The following is a 15,830-nucleotide window of genomic DNA, read 5'->3' as shown; positions in this document are numbered from 1 at the left end:
GCTCGCCGGGAGGGCATCTGTCATCTGAAAAAGGTAAGGAGTTACGCGTGTCGTGGAAATTGAAAAGCGGTAAATCTACCGAAGAACGCCAGCAGGCCAGCCAGCAAATAAGAGAAACGGTTGAACACATACTTGCAGATATAGAAAAGCGCGGGAATAAAGCCATCCGCGAATTATCGATTAAATTCGATCGCTATGACCGTCAGGATTATCGCCTGACGCCAGCGGAGATTGACCGCTGTATTAAGCAGCTAAGCCGCCAGGACATTCAGGATATTGAATTCGCCCAGCAGCAGGTAGCGAATTTTGCCCGCGCGCAGAAAGCGTGTTTGCGGGATCTGGAAATTGAAACGCGCCCCGGCGTTATTCTCGGGCATAAAAATATTCCGATTAACGCCGTAGGGTGCTATGTGCCCGGCGGAAAATATCCTCTGCTCGCCTCCGCCCACATGTCGATCATCACCGCCAGCGTGGCGGGATGCTCACGGATCGTCAGCTGTGCTCCGCCGTTTAACGGCGAGCCTGCTCCCGCCATCGTCGCGGCACAAAAAATGGCCGGAGCAACGGAAATTTATGCCCTGGGGGGCATTCAGGCGATTGGCGCAATGGCGCTGGGCACCGGCTCGCTGGCGCCGGTCGACATGCTGGTGGGCCCCGGCAACGCCTTCGTCGCGGAGGCCAAGCGCCAGCTGTTTGGCCGGGTAGGTATCGATCTGTTTGCCGGTCCGACGGAAACGCTGGTGATCGCCGATGAAACCGTTGATGCGGAAATGTGCGCCACGGACCTGCTGGGCCAGGCGGAACACGGCGTCACCACGCCCGCCATCCTGCTGACGAACTCGCTTCAGCTTGCGAAAGAGACGCTCGGCGAAGTGGAACGGCTGCTGGAAAAACTCCCTACCGCCGACATCGCCCGCCAGTCGTGGCGGGACTATGGCGAAATTATCGTGTGCGAGAGCTACGACGAGATGCTGGTGGAGGCGGATCGTATTGCTTCCGAACACGTTCAGGTCATGACCGACCGGGACGACTGGTTCCTTGCCAGCCTGACCAACTACGGCGCGCTGTTCCTTGGCCCGCGCACCAACGTTGCCTATGGCGATAAGGTGATCGGCACCAACCACACGCTGCCGACGCAAAAAGCCGCGCGCTACACCGGGGGGCTGTGGGTCGGCAAATTCATGAAAACCTGCACCTTTCAGAAAGTCCTTAGCGACGAAGCGACCGCCGAAATCGGCAGCTATTGCTCACGCCTGTCACTGCTGGAAGGGTTCGCCGGTCATGCCGAGCAGGCCAACATTCGCGTGCGCCGTTACGGCCAGACCGAGGTGCCCTACGCCGCGCCTGCCCCGGTGCGGGAAAAGGTGTAATTCATGACGCTACCGCAAACGCCTTCTTTTTACCTGCACGGCAAACGCGCGCTGGTCACCGGCGGCTCCAGAGGAATTGGCTTTGCCGCCGCCGTTGCGCTCGCGCAGGCGGGCGCAGAGGTATGGATTGCCGCCCGGGATCGTGACGCGCTGGCGAGCGCCGCCGGCCTGGCCGCCGGACACCGGCTCACGCTTCAGACGGTAGCGCTGGATATCACCCAACCCCATGACGTGGAGCGCGCGCTGGCAAACCTGCCGGATCTCGACATTCTGGTGAACAGCGCCGGGCTGGCGCGTCACCAGCCATTTCTTGAGGTCAGCGAGGAAAATTTCGATGCGGTGATAGCGCTCAACCTGCGCGCCACCTTTTTTATCAGCCAGCGCGTCGCCGGGCGAATGCGGGCGGGCAATAAAGGCGGGTCGATCGTTCACGTCTCTTCGCAAATGGGGCACGTGGGCGGCCCCGGGCGCAGCGTGTATTGCGCCTCCAAGTTCGCCCTTGAAGGGCTAACCCGAACCATGGCGCTGGAGCTGGGCGAGGCGGGGATCCGGGTAAATACGCTCTGCCCGACCTTTATTGAAACCGACCTTTCCCGTTCGTCGCTGGCCGATCCGGCGTTTCGCCACTACGTGCTGGAGAACATCAAGCTGCGCCGGCTGGGCAGGCTTGAGGACATTATGGGCCCGGTGGTCTTTCTCGCCTCTGATGCCGCCGCGCTGATCACCGGCAGCGCGCTGATGGTTGACGGCGGCTGGACGGCAACGTGAGGGATAAGATGGCACTTCCGCTTCTCGATAACACCGACCTGCCGCTGGTGCTGCTCGGCGGCACGCTCTGTAACGCCCGCCTCTGGCAGCCCGTCATTGAGCGGCTGAACGTTCCGGCGGTGCTGAGCGTCACGCTGACGGGAGCAGAGTCCGCGCGGCAGGCGTCACGACGGCTGTTAACCGTGCTGCCGCCGCGCTTCCTGCTGGCCGGGTTTTCTCTCGGCGCGATTGTCGCGCTGCAAATTGCCGCCGACGCGCCAGAAAGGCTAAAGGGGCTGGCATTGATGTCCGCCAATCCCCTCGCCGATCCGCCGGAAAATGCCGCGCGGCGGCGGGAAGCGGTACGCGCCGCCCGGTCGCAGGGCGTGGCTGAGTGGCTGGCGTCGTCCCTGTGGCGAAGCTATGTCGCCCCGTCACGCCTGCACGACCGCGCTCTGCGGGAGGTTATCTGCCGGATGGCGGAGGAGTGCGGCATCACCACCTTCGCACAGCAGACGGAAATAGCCATTCACCGGCAGGATAACAGGGCAGCGTTTAACGCCCTCTCCTGCCCCACCCTACTTATCAACGGGGCGCAGGACGCGATCTGCACGCCCCAACATCACCAGTTACTGGCGGCAGGCAACGCGGACGCGACGTGGTACACGGTGGAGACCGGCGGGCATTTTATACCGCTGGAAACCCCGGACGAGGTTGCCCCGCCGCTGCGTCAGTGGATAACGGAGTGCATACAGTGCGCAACAACAGACTAAAGACCGCAGTACGGGAAAATACCCCGATCGTTAACGGCTGGCTGGCGATCCCCTCCGGCTATAGCGCGGAAATCATCGGCCACCAGGGCTACGACGCCGTCACCGTCGATTTGCAGCACGGTATGATCGATTTTGCCAGCGCGCTGACGATGCTTCAGGCGCTTTCAGCCACCCCAGCCGTGCCGCTGGTGCGCGTTGCGGATAACGATCCGGCGCAAATCATGCGCGTGCTGGACGCAGGGGCCTACGGCGTGATCTGCCCGATGATCTCCAGCGCGGAGGAGGCCCGTCGCTTCGTCGCCGCGTGCCGCTATCCGCCGCTGGGCTTTCGCTCTTTTGGCCCTGCGCGAGGGCTGCTCTACGGCGGAAGCGATTATCCCCGGCACGCCAACGACGAGATCCTGACCCTGGCGATGATCGAAACCCGCGAGGGGCTGGCAAACCTTGACGCAATCCTCGACACCGACGGGCTGGACGGCGTGTTTATTGGCCCCAACGATCTCTCCCTGACGCTGACGGGCAGCGCCAGCGCTGAATCCCGGCACCCTGAAATGGTTGCCGCCGTTGAGCGGGTGGTTGACCGCTGCCGCCGGCAGCAAAAAATTGCCGGGATTTTCTGTACCTCCGGCACCGCCGCCGCGGCGCGTATTGCGCAGGGGTTCCGGTTTGTCACGCCCGCAAACGACGTCATGCAGCTGGGCCGCGCCTCGCGTGAGGCCATTGCCCTCGCGCGCGGCAACGCTATCCCCGCCACCGGCGCGTCCGGTTATTAACAGGAGAAAAGATGAAAACCATTACGCTAACCCAGAGCCAGGCGCGAAGCCGGTTAATTGCCCCCGAGGATATGGTTTCCTGCAACCTTGCGTTTATTGATTGCAGGCTGCCCGGTTCGCACCTCAAGCAGAACTATTCGTTCATCGGCCCCGGCGTCACGCAGTCCAGCGAGCAGGTGGTGAATATTCCCGAGCCGCACGGCTTTAACATCGGCGCGGCAGCGATGCCGAAAGGGGTGACCAATAACCTGCATCTGCATTTTACGGCGGAAGTATTTTTGATCCACGAAGGGACGTGGCGCTTTCGCTGGGGCGCCAGCGGTGAACATGAAGCGGAATTTAGCGCGCCTGCCATCCTCTCCATCCCGACCTGGATCTTCCGCGGCTTCACCAACGTCAGTAAAGAAGACACCAGCGGAATGGTGTTTACCGTGCTCGGCGGGGACAACACGGGCGGCATCATATGGCACCCTTCAGTGCTCGCGGCCGCCAGCGAGTACGGTATGTATTTGAGCAAAGATAACATGCTGATTGCGCAGGAGGCAGGCGACCCGCCGCCCGAACCCGCCACGCTGCTGACGCCGCTGTCAGCAGACTACGTCGCCGGGCTTCGCGATTACAGCGTTGAGGAGATGCGCCAGCGGGCGGTAACCGGTGATGACCGCTGCTGGTCAGCGCGCGGGCTGCTGGACTCCGCGCTGCCCGGGCACGGCGGCGAAATCGCGCCGGTCATCGGTTTCGGCATTTCACAGGATCGGAATGCCGCTCCCGCCATCACCAGCCCGCACGGCTTTTCCGTCGAATGGCTGCGCCTTGCCGATAATCACGTTGTGGGCCGACACCTGTGCCCGGATATTCAGGTGATCATGGTCTTTAAAGGCCAGCTGGAGGTGATCTGGAACGAGGCGGGCGAAGAGGTGAGCGTCATCGCCCCGGAGCGCTCGGTGATCTCTGTTCCGGCAAACAGCTGGCGTCGCTATCGCGCGACGGGCAGCGACGCCGAATTTATTCTCACCACCCGCGGTGACCAGCGGAAGCGCCTTTACTGGGACGAGGAGATCCTGCACCAGGCCAGAAAGTATAACCGCTGTCTCGATCCTGATGGCTACGTGGCCGATGCCGACATCCTGCCGGCCACGGCCCGTCGGGCCGGTGCGATACTGGAAAAATGGCAGGCGGATGCCTGACCGGGCCTATGCCCGCAATCACGATAGTGGCGCAGGCCTGGCTGCGCCACCGTGTTTATCCACGCACCGCCCCTTCCCATACGTCAAAAATTATCCGGCCATCCCCTTCTCCAGAACGGTGATATTTCTTCCCGCAACGTTTTCCACCGTGAAATTATCCACATACAACAAAATGAGTTTCAGCCCTCTGCCGCTTTCAGCCAGAAGGCAGGCGTCGAACGACGCGTCGTTACGTGCCGCCTCAAGGCGTTCAGCGGGAAAGGCATCGCCGTCGTCGGTAAAACGCAGCGTCGCGCCCGTGGCGGTAGCGATGAACTCCACGGTGAAGCAACGTTTCGGATCCTCGCGTAGCCCATGGCGAATAATGTTGGTTGCCGTTTCACAGGCGGCGAGATCGAACGCAAAGCGCCATTCGTCGCTGACGGGCAGCGGCGCCATCTGGTGCGCAAGCCACGCCGCAAGCGGCGAGACCGACGTTAACGTGGCCGGAAGCGAGATGTCGTTAGCCACGGTCAGCTCACCGACCCAGCTGCGCGAGTGCCGCCGCACGATCGGGGCAAATGCGAAATATTCTATCCATCCGGGTCAGGGTAAACATGTTGCGTATGCCGGGGTTCAGGGCGCACAGCATCATTTCACCTTTACCGTTCATCATCTTCAGCAGGGAAACCAGCGCGCCAAGGCCGCTGCTGTCGATAAAATCGATTTTGCTGAAATCGACAATCAGGGCTTTACGATCTTCCCCAATCTCCCTGGCAATGGCTTCCTTAAACCCTGCCGCCACCGAGGCGTCCAGCCGGCGCACCGACGGCGTTATAATGTTTACGTCGCTCAGCCGGTCTGTATCAATGTTCATCGTTTACTCCTGTACGCTCAATCACTAATAAGGAAACATCGTCGGCCATGGCCTGTTGTTCACGGTATTCTCCGCTGTGCCAGCGGATAAGATGCTGCGCAAACTGCGGTAAGAGCCGATCCAGCGCGAGCGTGGCGTCATTCTGGAGCCAACGCTGCAAACGAGCCTGACCGAACTGTTCGTTGTCAGGATTTTCACACTCGGTTATGCCATCGCTAAACAGGCAGAGGCGCTCTCCCGCCGCCAGCGAGAAGCTCACGTCCGTCCAGCTGAGATCCGGCATCAATCCTACCGGCGCACCGCCTTCACCGACCGTCCTGACCTCGCCGCCGGGGCTCACAATGAAGGGGGTAGGATGTCCGGCCTGACAGAGCTTACCTTCACCCGTCGCCAGGTCGATAACGCCGTAGATCATGGTGAAATAGCTCACTATCTCGGCCTCTTCGCTGCAAAAGCGACCGTTCAGGATGCGAACCACTTCCGCGGGAGACGCAACATCGCTCTCGCCCGCAAAAAGGAAACGCTCCACCGCCCTGCCGTGCAGAAACTGTCGGGCTACGGCAAGAGACATCATCGCCGCCCCCACGCCGTGCCCTGAGACATCAACACAGTAGAATCCCAGATGGTTGTCCAGCGGGAACACATTGAAAATATCGCCCGATACCCAGGCTGACGGCAAAAAAATCCAGTCGGCAAAGTAGTCCCGGTAGCGCAGCTGATGCGCAGGCAGAACCGACTGCTGGATGCGCGCCGCCACCTCGAGGTCCTGCTCTATCTGCCTTAAGGCCTCGCTGAGACGGGCGTTGCGCGCAGCAAGAGTGGCTTCCAGGGACAGCACGCGGGCTCCCGCGTGCAGTCTCGCCCGCAGCTCACTCTGCTCAACCGGCTTGCTGAGGAAATCATCCGCACCGGCATCAAACCCCACCGTCAGATCGCCCGGCTCCTCGCGGGCCGTAAGCAAAATTAAGTACACATAATGCCCGAACTGGCGGCAACGGATCTCCCGACACAGCGTCAGGCCATCCATCTCCGGCATCTCCCAGTCGCTAATCACCAGGCTGACGGGCTGGCTTTCAAGGATCTCAAGCGCGGCGACGCCATTCTCCGCCTCGCTGACGGTATACCCCCACTGCGTCAGCATTCGGCTAAGCAGGCGACGATACACCAGTGAATCTTCTACAATCAGGACGTGCTGCGACACCATACGCCCTCCTAAAGCGGTAAGAACCAGATGACGCTGATGGTGCCTTCCCGGAATTTGCCGCTGCCGCTCTGGTGGCCGGGGTAACGGGTGCCGGAGTAGTTTGCATACTGAACTGAGAATGAACCTGGCGTATAGCCCGCGTAGCCAAAACTATAGCTGTAGTCGCCGTTCCAGGGCTGTTGCTGGCTGCTGTCCGGGAACCAGAACGCCGTGGCGCGCACGAAGAAGTGCTGCTTAAAGGTATAGCCACACCCGCTCAGCACCACGTTCTTGTTTTTGCGGATATCGTTGCTGTCCAGATCGTAATAGCGCGGAACCCAGCTGTAGCCCACCTGGCAGATGATGGAGTCGCCCTTGTTGATCAGGAGGGTATTCTCCACGGGCTTCGGCAGGGAAAATTTATACGCCAGGGTCACGGCCCCCTGCTCAAAATAGGTGTGACGACGGGTACCTGACGTCCAGAAGCGGTTATCCCCGTAATTGCTGTAAACCAGGCTCACCGTGTTGGCATGCCAGTCGTCATAGCCAAAGCTGTAGCGAAAATCGGCCGTATAGCGGCTGGTGTCCGTCACCGGCAACCGCGACGTCACGTTCGCAAACCAGTAACTGTAGGGTGAGTACTGCAGGCTGAGATTGAGCGTCTGATTGTATTTTCGTTTCTGCTCTGCGCTGTCGGAACTGTTAGGGATAGTCATCCACTGCTCTTTCAGGCCGGAACTAAAGCTCAGCGCGCCAGAGAAGACGTCCTCATTCCCGGAGAACAGGCGCCCCCACCGGCTGGTAAACACGCCCATCTGCACCGGCTCGTCGTTTTTATCGCGTAGCGCTTGCGCATCGTCCTTCGGCGCCGACTCTGCGCCAGCGGCAACGCACAACAGCGCGCAGGTCAGCAACAATTTATCCCGCATCTGCCCTTCCTTAGTTAGGTATCCAGCGCGCGGCGACGTTATATTTCGCCATCAGCCACAGCACGCCCAGCGTCGCCGCGTGAATGAAGGTGTTCACAACCCAGGCCTGGCGCCACAGATCGAACGTGACGAACTGGCTTACCAGGAACACGACGTAGACGTGCAAAATAAAGGTATAAAGCGAATGCTGGCCCAGCGGGATAAGAAACCAGCCCGCGAGGCGATACAGGGGCTGCCAGCACCAGGTCAGCAGCAGATAGACCGTCACCATCAGGCAGATATCGTTAAGTACCCTGACGGGTCCCAGGCCATTTTTTGCCGCCCAGGTATGGTAAAACGCGTTAAAGTCCTCCGGCGAAAGGCTGTGCATTAGCAGCGCGGGCGGCATAAACGGGTTGGTATGGTTCTGGGCAATAAAGCCAAGAACCAGCGCAATCATCACCAGCGCCACGAGCACCGCCTTACCGGCGGGCGTGCGGGCAAAGGAGATCAACTCCTCCTTGTACCAGCCGCTGCACATTCCCAGCACAAAAATAAACTGCCAGGCGAGCAGCGGAAATGCGAATTCAAACTGAGACGGCGTCACCCGCACCGGCCACACCTGCCAGCAGCCGTAGACAAGCAACGACAGGCCCAGCAGCCAGTAGACGTACCCTCTCTGAAGCATTCCCAAAAACAGCGGGCTTAACAGCAGAAGAAAAATATAGAGACCCAGGATTTGCGTTTGATGAGGGCCAATTTGCAGGTAGAGGACAATGTTAAACCAGGTTTCCTTAATTTGCGGCGTCACCGGATACAGTGACCAGGCTGTACCCGAGTAACGATCGGTAAAATGGGTAACCTCATAGACGTTAATAAACGGCAGGTACCCTAACAGCAAAAATGAAAGAATAATGATGATATTTACGCGATATATTTTCCACGCTCGCAGATAAAGCCCCCAGGATATAGTCAACAATACCGCTTTTTGCAATCTGGCGCGGTTTAACATTCCCAGCATAAATCCGGAAAGAATGACAAAACCTTCGGCACCGGTTGTCAGGCCAAACCTTTCCCAGGTAAATATATTAAATATCGACATTACCTCCGTGTGCGCTACCACCATCATCACTAACGCGATACCGCGCATAAAATCAATACGTAAATCACGTTTATCCGACAGAACGTAACGCCAGGTCGTTGTTTTATCGATATCTTTCTTTATAAGCACAGGCGCAATCTGGCTCATGGGGCGTCGCGTTCTCCATGCTAAAAAGTTTCTTGTATTTTATTTAGATAGCGTAAAGAAATGCATCTGGCAATTTTTGAAAACGCTTACGATATTATTAAGCGTAGTTAACGTTTATTTAAGCATGCGTAAAAGATCGCTTTTTTCACACCTCTGGAATTATTTTTTCCACCATCTACACTTACTTTACTTTTTGTTTTAGCGGACGTTATTTTTTGTTTTTCGCTCCCTGTCGGCAACGGGTCTCTTATTAATCGCTATCGTGGAATCAGGATATCCTTCTCTATGGATTTTTATTTTTCCCGTTTTGAACATCGCCAGCCGCCTGAACCGCTTAAGACACCGCGCTGGGTAATGCTCACATGGCAGGTACTGGCGGTTGCCGCGCTGATTTTAGGCGCTAATTATCTTTACTGGCGCTGGACAGCCTCCTTAAATACCGACGCGCTGTGGTATGCCATTCCGCTGGTGCTGGCTGAAACCCTGGCCTGGATCGGCACCGTGCTGTTCACCATAAACCTGTGGAAAGAAGAGGATCCGCCGCAAACCCCGCCCCCCCGCTGAGATCAATGATTGTCTGCGCCCCGAAGACGCGGAAGCAGCGAGACCGATAAAGGTCGATCTCTTTATCGCAACCTATTCAGAAGATGTGGAGCTGGTCAGGCTGTCTATTCGGGACGCCATGAAGATGGATTACCCCTTCCCGCTGGACTACAGGGTGCACGTGCTCGATGACGGCCGACGCCCGGAGATGAAAGCCGTCTGCGATCGGGAAGGCGCCAACTACATCTCCCGGCAGACCAATATTGGCTTCAAGGCCGGCAATTTGCGAAACGGGCTTGAGCAAACCGACGGCGATTTCCTGATCATTTGCGATGCCGATACCCGGGTTTTCCCTACCCTGCTCAGCCATACGCTGGGCTACTTTCGCGACCCTGACGTGGCCTGGGTCCAGACGCCGCAGTGGTTCTTCGACCTGCCGGAGGGGGAAAACCTCGCGCGCTGGCTTGGGCGAAAAGCGGGCAAAACGGGATACGGGCTGGGATGGCTCGCCCAGAAGCTTATCGGGCCAGTAACCGTTGGTCGCGATCCCTTTTTTAACGATCCGCGCATGTTTTATGACGTGATCCTGCGCCGGCGAAACTGGGCCAACGCCGCCTTCTGCTGCGGTGCGGCCTCTGTCCACAGGCGCGAAGCGGTAATGCAGGCGGCGCTGCGCAGCTACGTCTGGACGGTTGAAGAAGAGATCGATCGCCACACGCGGGATATACGCGATCCCGTCATGCGCGAAACCCTTCAGGACGCCATGCGCCCTCACGTGGCCTTCGACACAGAACTTACGCCCTATAAGTTTCACGTATCGGAAGATATTTATACCTCCATCCTGCTCCACGGCGATGCGGCCCGCCGCTGGCGCTCGGTAATGCACCCGCAGATCGAATCGAAAATGCTCTCTCCGCAGGACATGCTGACGTGGATGATCCAGCGCTTCAAATACGCTGCGGGTTCACTGGATATTCTGTTCCACGACAATATTTTCAGCCGCCGCCGTTTCAAGCTCTCTTTGCCGCAAACCCTGATGTACGCCACCACCTTCTGGTCCTATCTGGCCTGCGTGTGGAACACTATCTTCCTGATATCGCCCATTATTTACCTGTTTACCGGTATTCCGCCTGTATCAGCGTGGTCTGAACCCTTCTACCTGCATTTTTTGCCCTTTTTTATTGTGTCGGAGCTGGCGTTTATGTTCGGCACCTGGGGAATATCAGCCTGGGATGGCAGAGCATCGTATCTCTCTTTCTTCTCCATGAACCTGCGCGCCCTCGACACGGTCCTGCGTGGAGAGCAGATCAAATTCCACGTCACCCCCAAAGAGCGGCAGACGGGGCGCTTTCTTTATCTGGTAAAACCGCAGATCGCCATCGTCGTGCTCACCCTGGCCGGGCTGATTTGGGGCGGTTTTCAGGTCGCACGCGGGCAGGTTGACGATCCGTCCGGCTACGTCATCAACATCTTCTGGGGCGCAGTTAATATTGCCGCCATGCTGCCGCTGATCTTCGCCGCCATGTGGACCCCGGCGGAAGAGGAGGTGAGGGAATGAGAAAACGCGACGCGCTTTTGTCAGCCCGCAGCTACCTCACTATCCTGCTCGGCTTTCTGCTGGGATTCGCTATTGTCGTCTGGGTTGAAAAACAGATGCCGACACGCGTTGAGAGCAGCGCGGGGATGTCGCTGAGTAACGATTTCCCGCCCTTGCCCGCTCCGCGTGAACTGACATTCGAAGAAGCGATCTGGGCGCGGGTGGCCTGGCAGTATTATGTGAACAACACGCAGCCGAATGGCCTGGCCAACGCGCACGACGGGGAACCCTGGCTCAGCCTGTGGAGCACCGGCAGCTATCTTTTTGCCGTTGCGGCCGCAAGGCAGCTCAACATTCTTACTCCCGACGAATTCGATGAACGCATCGCGGCCGCGCTGGCCGCCCTCGCCAGCCTTCCACTCAATCCCCAAGGGCTGCCCGCCGCCTATTACCATGCCGACACGCTGGAAGCCCTGGGCAAACCGGACGCCTCGGCGATCGGCATGGGCCGCCTGCTAAACGCCCTGCAAACGCTGCTGTGGCGCTATCCTCAGCATGCTGGCGCCGTGCGCAGTCTGCTCGATCGCTGGAAGACGGGCGCCCTGATTGCCAACAGCACCACCAGCCAGGCCGCGGTCCCGCTACACCACTGGGCGCTGGCGACGGACGAGCCGCGAAACAGCTTCGGCTACCGGCTTTATGCAAGCCATACGCTTCGGCTGATCGACAGCGCGGCGGGACTGGCGGTAACGAACCCGCCAGAAGGGCAGCAGATGATCGACATCGACGGAATAATGGTGCCCGACGAAGGGCTGCGCACGCCGTGGGGTCGTCAGCCTTCGCTTATCAGCCTTCCCTATTTATTAACGGGCCTCGAGCTGGGCTTTGATGCGCAGAGCGCAGAAATCACGTGGCGCATTATGCAGATCCAGCAGCGCCGTCATAGCCTGCGGGTCCGCAAGCCCCCGATCAGCACCGATTACGCCGAGCCCGCGCCGGATTACGTCAACGATCTGCCGGATCGCCAGCCGCTGCAAAACAGCGCCCTGCTTGACGCCACGCCGGAGCAAACGGCGATTACCTCGACCCGCACCGCCTTTGCCTGGTACGCCCTGTTCCGCAACGGCTGGAGCGAAGCGCTGCGCCAGCAGGTGCAGAAGCTACAGGTACCGGGCAAGGGCTGGCAGCGCGGGCTTAACCTTAACAGCAGCGTCAACGATATCGTTGACGCCGATACCAATGCCGTCGTCCTCGAAAGCCTGGCGTACATTGCCCACGGTCAGATGCTTTGTCTGGCCTGCCCTGGCCCCGCCACTCCCCCAACCTCTTCAGCAGGAGCGAAGCCATGAAGCTGAAATCAATACTCTTTTTTCCTCTTCTGGCCGGGCTTGTGGCGTGCTGGCTCTCACTCGCTGCGGCACAGGCGGCGACCGGGCTTCCCGCCTCGGACTACCCTCCGCGCAGCGGCGACCTCACGCCCCGGGAGATGACCATTGCCAAAAACGCCTGGCAATATTTCGTGGCTAACTACCAGCCCGCTACCGGCCTGGTGAATGCGGTCAATAAATTTCCCTCAACCACCATGTGGGACAGCGCCTCCTATATGGCCGCAATGACGGCCGCAAGGGAGCTGGGCATTATTGATAAAGCTGAATTCGATCGCAGAATGCTGAAATTACTCGCCACCCTGAACAAACTGGATTTGTTCCGCAACGAGCTGCCCAATAAAGCCTATAACACCATCACCGCCCAGAAGGTTAACTACCAGAACAAGCCTGGCGAGATTGGCTTCTCGGCGCTGGACATCGGCAGGATGCTGATCTGGCTGAAGGTCATTAAGGAGCGCTATCCGGAATACGGCAACAGCATTGATAACGTGATGCTGGGGTGGAATTTCACCAACGTTATTAACCCCTGCGGAATGATGTACGGGGCCTACCTGGAAAACGGCCAGCCGAAGTACGTGCAGGAGGGGCGGCTGGGCTACGAAGAGTATGGTGCCGCGGGCTTTGCGCTGTGGGGCTTTGGAACCTGTCAGTCCAGCCAGCCTCAACCCTACGAGCTGGCGGAGATCTACTGCGTGATGGTGCCCTACGACTCGCGCGATCCGCGCCTTACCAACCAGCATAATTACGTCGTAACCGAATCCTATGTGCTTTACGGCCTGGAATTTGGTTTCGACAAGCCGACGGACAGGGAAAACAGTCCGCGCGACTACTCCCATCCGTGGATGAAAAACTTCGCCGACAGGGTTTATCAGGCTCAGGAGAATCGCTACGCCATCACCGGTATCTTATCCGCTCGCTCTGAGCATCAACTCGATAAGTCCCCCTGCTTCGTCTACGACACCGTATTCAGCGACGGCTTCAACTGGAACACCATCACCGACAAGGGGCTATACGTTCCCAACACGGCCGCCGTCTCGCTGAAGGCGGCGCTCGGGATGTGGGTGCTCTGGAACTCGCCCTATACCGACCGCCTGCTGGACGCCATTGAAAACGCCAACGAGGCGGACAAAGGGTACTATGAAGGGCTATACGAAAACGGCGACGGCCCCATCAAAGAGTTCACCGCCAATAACAACGGCATCATGCTGGAAGCCTTGCTGTTCAAAAAAGAGGGCAAGCTGCTGCAGTTCAACAGCGATAACCCCAAAGACCGCAACTTTGCCCCCTCCCTGTGGGAAAAAAAGCTGGTGGATCTCTTTGAGCCAAATAATGCCTCGCGCAACCGTCCATTCCTGAACGGTACGCCAGCGGTGTAGACCTGGTGTGAACAGACCGGGACTACCCTGCGCGCCAAACCCGCCTGCCAGGCCTGTCAATGCGCCACCTGTAATACGGACGAGCCTGTGAAACTGCCGCCGGTGACCGCACAATGCTTAAGACCTTAGCCCGCTGGCTGGCCGCCGCCGTCCTCATGCTTATTATCGCCTTCGCCCTGTTCGGCCGGGAGGGCGCAGGGTGGCGCTGGCTGACCAAAGGTGGCTGGCACACCACCGCGCGCATCAGTAGCCTGACCCCGCAGGAGCGGGAGTGGGCGCGTATCGCCTGGCGCTATTTCGAGAATAACACCCAGCCTCAGACGGGGCTGGTTAACGGCAGCGATAAGCAGCCGCGCGTTACGCTGTGGCAAATGGGCGATACGCTAATCGCCCTGCTGGCTGCCCGCGAGCTGGATCTGATCCGGGCGGACGAGTTTGATGCGCGGCTGACGCGGCTGCTCGGAACCCTTAATCGCCTGACGCTGACCGAAACCCGTACCCCCGGCAGGCTCTATTCCAGCCGAACGGCCTCGCCCATCGACTTCACGGGAAAACCGGCGCAGCGCGGATGGTCGGCGAAAGATATGGCGAGGCTGATGCTGGCCCTGCGGCTCGCTGCCGAGCGGGCGCCCGAGTACCGCGAATATCTGGATAAAATCATCCTGCGCTGGAACTTCTGTCCGGTGATGGATAAGGACGGGGAGCTGTGGTCTGCGTCGGTGCAGAACGGGCAGCCGGTGGTGCGCGATGAACTGCGGCTGGGTGAAAGCGAATATGCTGCCAGCGCGTTTCGGCTGTGGGGATTTCCATCGGGTAAGGCATTTTCCCCGCCTTCTCAGAACGTCATCCTCTACCAGCGCAGCCTCGCCGTTGACGCGCGCGATCCAAGAACGACCTGGCAGCCGTCGCTCCTCTCTACCCTCCCCGCCATGCTCCCGGGCCTGGAGTTCGGCTGGCAGCCGCCCGGGGTGGCCTCCGATATTCAAAAAACGCTGCGCGCCCGGGCCGAAGGGGTATGGCTCAGCCAGAAAACGCGCTGGGAGCGCGACGGCGTGCTCACCGCCCGCGCTGATTTTTACCTCTCCCGTGCGCCCTGGCGCGTCGAGGACGCCGTCTGGGGGAATGGCTACGCCTGGAATACGTTGGGCGATGACGGTAAAAGCTATCCCCGGCTGGCGCAGGTGACGACGAAAGCGGTCTTTGTGCTCTGGACGCTGTGGGAGACCGAATACACCGACGCCCTGATGGCCGTAACCCGACACCTGAATAACCCGAATCAGGGCTGGTTTGAGGGCCGCGTTGAGGCAACCGGCGACATCAACCCGACGCTCACCCTCTCGACCAACGCCATGGTGCTGGAAGCGCTGCTGTACAAACACAACGCCGGGCCGCTGTTTGAAAACGGCCTTGTGGAAAACGACGGCTATTTTGCCCGCCGCACGTCGGATCCCTTCAACCCGCCCGGCCTCTGCCTGCCTGGTGAACGTGGCGCGAGGGCCGCACCATGAAATTTTATCGCGATCTCTTTGACGCCAGCCTGAACCGCGTCCTGCCGGAGAATGATAAACGGCACTTTTTTGAGGCGTTCTGGGAGACTTTTATCCATATGTCCCCCGAAACGGAGCAGCACTTTGCCGGGGGCCAGGGCCGGGATGGCCAGCAGATGATCTTCAAGAGCTTTTTCGCCATGCTTGCCGTTGACGGTGCGCTCTTTGTGCCAGATTTTCTGGAACGCCTTGCGCGGGAGCAGAGCGATGAAGGGCTGCGCCTGCCGCCGCGATTTTTCGGCCTCTGGCGGGAGGCAATGCTCAGGACCGTGCGCGCCTGCGATCCCCTTTGCGATGAGGAGATCCTCACGGCCTGGGCGATGGCGATTGCGCCCGGGCTGGAGTATCTGCGCCGCCAGGCGGAGCTGCACTATCAGGCCAGAGGTGAGTAAC

Annotated in this window: 13 protein-coding genes and 2 pseudogenes; 10 read left to right on the top strand and 5 right to left on the bottom strand. The window is 59.3% G+C overall.

Annotated features, from left to right (window positions below; genetic code table 11):
* Positions 1-47 precede the first annotated feature (47 nt).
* The 5 genes from hisD to HWQ14_RS10550 are packed head-to-tail and all read left to right on the top strand — an operon-like array spanning position 48 to position 4,850.
* Positions 48-1,370, top strand: coding sequence for a histidinol dehydrogenase (gene hisD / locus HWQ14_RS10570; protein ID WP_176609693.1), 1,323 nt, complete (start codon positions 48-50; stop codon positions 1,368-1,370).
* 3 nt (positions 1,371-1,373) lie between these two features.
* On the top strand, positions 1,374-2,138 hold the full coding sequence (locus HWQ14_RS10565; RefSeq protein WP_176609692.1) for an SDR family NAD(P)-dependent oxidoreductase: 765 nt from the start codon (positions 1,374-1,376) through the stop codon (positions 2,136-2,138).
* 8 nt (positions 2,139-2,146) lie between these two features.
* Positions 2,147-2,890 (top strand): alpha/beta fold hydrolase, encoded by a 744-nt coding sequence (locus HWQ14_RS10560; protein ID WP_176609691.1) that lies wholly within the window; start codon positions 2,147-2,149, stop codon positions 2,888-2,890.
* On the top strand, positions 2,872-3,663 hold the full coding sequence (locus HWQ14_RS10555; RefSeq protein WP_176609690.1) for an HpcH/HpaI aldolase family protein: 792 nt from the start codon (positions 2,872-2,874) through the stop codon (positions 3,661-3,663). Before HWQ14_RS10560 ends, HWQ14_RS10555 begins: the two co-directional genes overlap by 19 nt.
* Positions 3,664-3,674: 11 nt before the next feature.
* The gene (locus tag HWQ14_RS10550) at positions 3,675-4,850 is read left to right on the top strand and encodes a cupin (RefSeq protein ID WP_176609689.1); all 1,176 of its coding nucleotides are present in this window, start codon (positions 3,675-3,677) and stop codon (positions 4,848-4,850) included.
* 90 nt (positions 4,851-4,940) lie between these two features.
* Here HWQ14_RS10550 and HWQ14_RS10545 read toward each other — a convergent pair whose 3' ends face one another.
* From HWQ14_RS10545 to opgC, 5 genes are read right to left on the bottom strand one after another with little or no spacing between them, the layout of a single operon-like run.
* Positions 4,941-5,360, bottom strand: a complete 420-nt coding sequence (locus tag HWQ14_RS10545; RefSeq protein WP_267591100.1) for an ATP-binding protein — start codon at positions 5,358-5,360, stop codon at positions 4,941-4,943.
* Between the two features lie 7 nt (positions 5,361-5,367).
* Positions 5,368-5,706, bottom strand: coding sequence for an STAS domain-containing protein (locus HWQ14_RS10540; RefSeq protein WP_176609688.1), 339 nt, complete (start codon positions 5,704-5,706; stop codon positions 5,368-5,370).
* The gene (locus tag HWQ14_RS10535; protein WP_176609687.1) at positions 5,696-6,910 is read right to left on the bottom strand and encodes a PP2C family protein-serine/threonine phosphatase; all 1,215 of its coding nucleotides are present in this window, start codon (positions 6,908-6,910) and stop codon (positions 5,696-5,698) included. Before HWQ14_RS10535 ends, HWQ14_RS10540 begins: the two co-directional genes overlap by 11 nt.
* Positions 6,911-6,918: 8 nt before the next feature.
* Positions 6,919-7,818 carry a hypothetical protein gene (locus tag HWQ14_RS10530; protein ID WP_148421454.1) on the bottom strand — a complete coding sequence of 300 codons (900 nt, stop codon included), beginning with the start codon at positions 7,816-7,818 and terminating at the stop codon, positions 6,919-6,921.
* A gap of 10 nt (positions 7,819-7,828) precedes the next feature.
* A complete protein-coding gene (gene opgC, locus HWQ14_RS10525; protein WP_176609686.1) occupies positions 7,829-9,046 on the bottom strand; it encodes an OpgC domain-containing protein in 1,218 nt (405 codons plus the stop codon).
* 285 nt (positions 9,047-9,331) lie between these two features.
* Between opgC and HWQ14_RS10520 the strand changes: the two are divergent.
* The 5 genes and pseudogenes from HWQ14_RS10520 to HWQ14_RS10500 all read left to right on the top strand — a co-directional run bounded on the left by HWQ14_RS10520 (position 9,332) and on the right by HWQ14_RS10500 (position 15,829).
* A pseudogene (locus HWQ14_RS10520) lies at positions 9,332-11,147 on the top strand (glycosyltransferase family 2 protein).
* Positions 11,144-12,475, top strand: coding sequence for a DUF3131 domain-containing protein (locus HWQ14_RS10515; protein ID WP_148421447.1), 1,332 nt, complete (start codon positions 11,144-11,146; stop codon positions 12,473-12,475). The pseudogene HWQ14_RS10520 and the gene HWQ14_RS10515 overlap by 4 nt, the downstream one beginning before the upstream one ends.
* Positions 12,472-14,019: pseudogene (locus HWQ14_RS10510) on the top strand (DUF3131 domain-containing protein). The gene HWQ14_RS10515 and the pseudogene HWQ14_RS10510 overlap by 4 nt, the downstream one beginning before the upstream one ends.
* Positions 14,004-15,398 carry a DUF3131 domain-containing protein gene (locus HWQ14_RS10505; RefSeq protein WP_148421443.1) on the top strand — a complete coding sequence of 465 codons (1,395 nt, stop codon included), beginning with the start codon at positions 14,004-14,006 and terminating at the stop codon, positions 15,396-15,398. The pseudogene HWQ14_RS10510 and the gene HWQ14_RS10505 overlap by 16 nt, the downstream one beginning before the upstream one ends.
* Positions 15,395-15,829: a globin gene (locus tag HWQ14_RS10500; protein WP_176609685.1), complete on the top strand. Its 435-nt coding sequence runs from the start codon at positions 15,395-15,397 to the stop codon at positions 15,827-15,829. The genes HWQ14_RS10505 and HWQ14_RS10500 overlap by 4 nt, the downstream gene beginning before the upstream one ends.
* The last annotated feature ends 1 nt before the right edge of the window (position 15,830 follow it).

Source organism: Enterobacter cloacae (genome assembly GCF_013375935.1).
In the GTDB taxonomy this organism is placed as follows: domain Bacteria; phylum Pseudomonadota; class Gammaproteobacteria; order Enterobacterales; family Enterobacteriaceae; genus Enterobacter; species Enterobacter pasteurii.
The sequence above is the reverse complement of the archived record's forward strand: the minus strand, read 5'-3'. Positions and strand labels throughout refer to the sequence as shown.

Excerpts from the sequence above, each read along its gene's own strand:
- HWQ14_RS10565 (WP_176609692.1), top strand. The coding sequence starts at position 1,374 with ATGACGCTACCGCAAACGCCTTCTTTTTACCTGCACGGCAAACGCGCG.
- HWQ14_RS10560 (WP_176609691.1), top strand. The coding sequence starts at position 2,147 with ATGGCACTTCCGCTTCTCGATAACACCGACCTGCCGCTGGTGCTGCTC.
- HWQ14_RS10550 (WP_176609689.1), top strand. The coding sequence starts at position 3,675 with ATGAAAACCATTACGCTAACCCAGAGCCAGGCGCGAAGCCGGTTAATT.
- HWQ14_RS10540 (WP_176609688.1), bottom strand. The coding sequence starts at position 5,706 with ATGAACATTGATACAGACCGGCTGAGCGACGTAAACATTATAACGCCG.
- HWQ14_RS10535 (WP_176609687.1), bottom strand. The coding sequence starts at position 6,910 with ATGGTGTCGCAGCACGTCCTGATTGTAGAAGATTCACTGGTGTATCGT.
- HWQ14_RS10530 (WP_148421454.1), bottom strand. The coding sequence starts at position 7,818 with ATGCGGGATAAATTGTTGCTGACCTGCGCGCTGTTGTGCGTTGCCGCT.
- opgC (WP_176609686.1), bottom strand. The coding sequence starts at position 9,046 with ATGAGCCAGATTGCGCCTGTGCTTATAAAGAAAGATATCGATAAAACA.
- HWQ14_RS10515 (WP_148421447.1), top strand. The coding sequence starts at position 11,144 with ATGAGAAAACGCGACGCGCTTTTGTCAGCCCGCAGCTACCTCACTATC.
- HWQ14_RS10505 (WP_148421443.1), top strand. The coding sequence starts at position 14,004 with ATGCTTAAGACCTTAGCCCGCTGGCTGGCCGCCGCCGTCCTCATGCTT.
- HWQ14_RS10500 (WP_176609685.1), top strand. The coding sequence starts at position 15,395 with ATGAAATTTTATCGCGATCTCTTTGACGCCAGCCTGAACCGCGTCCTG.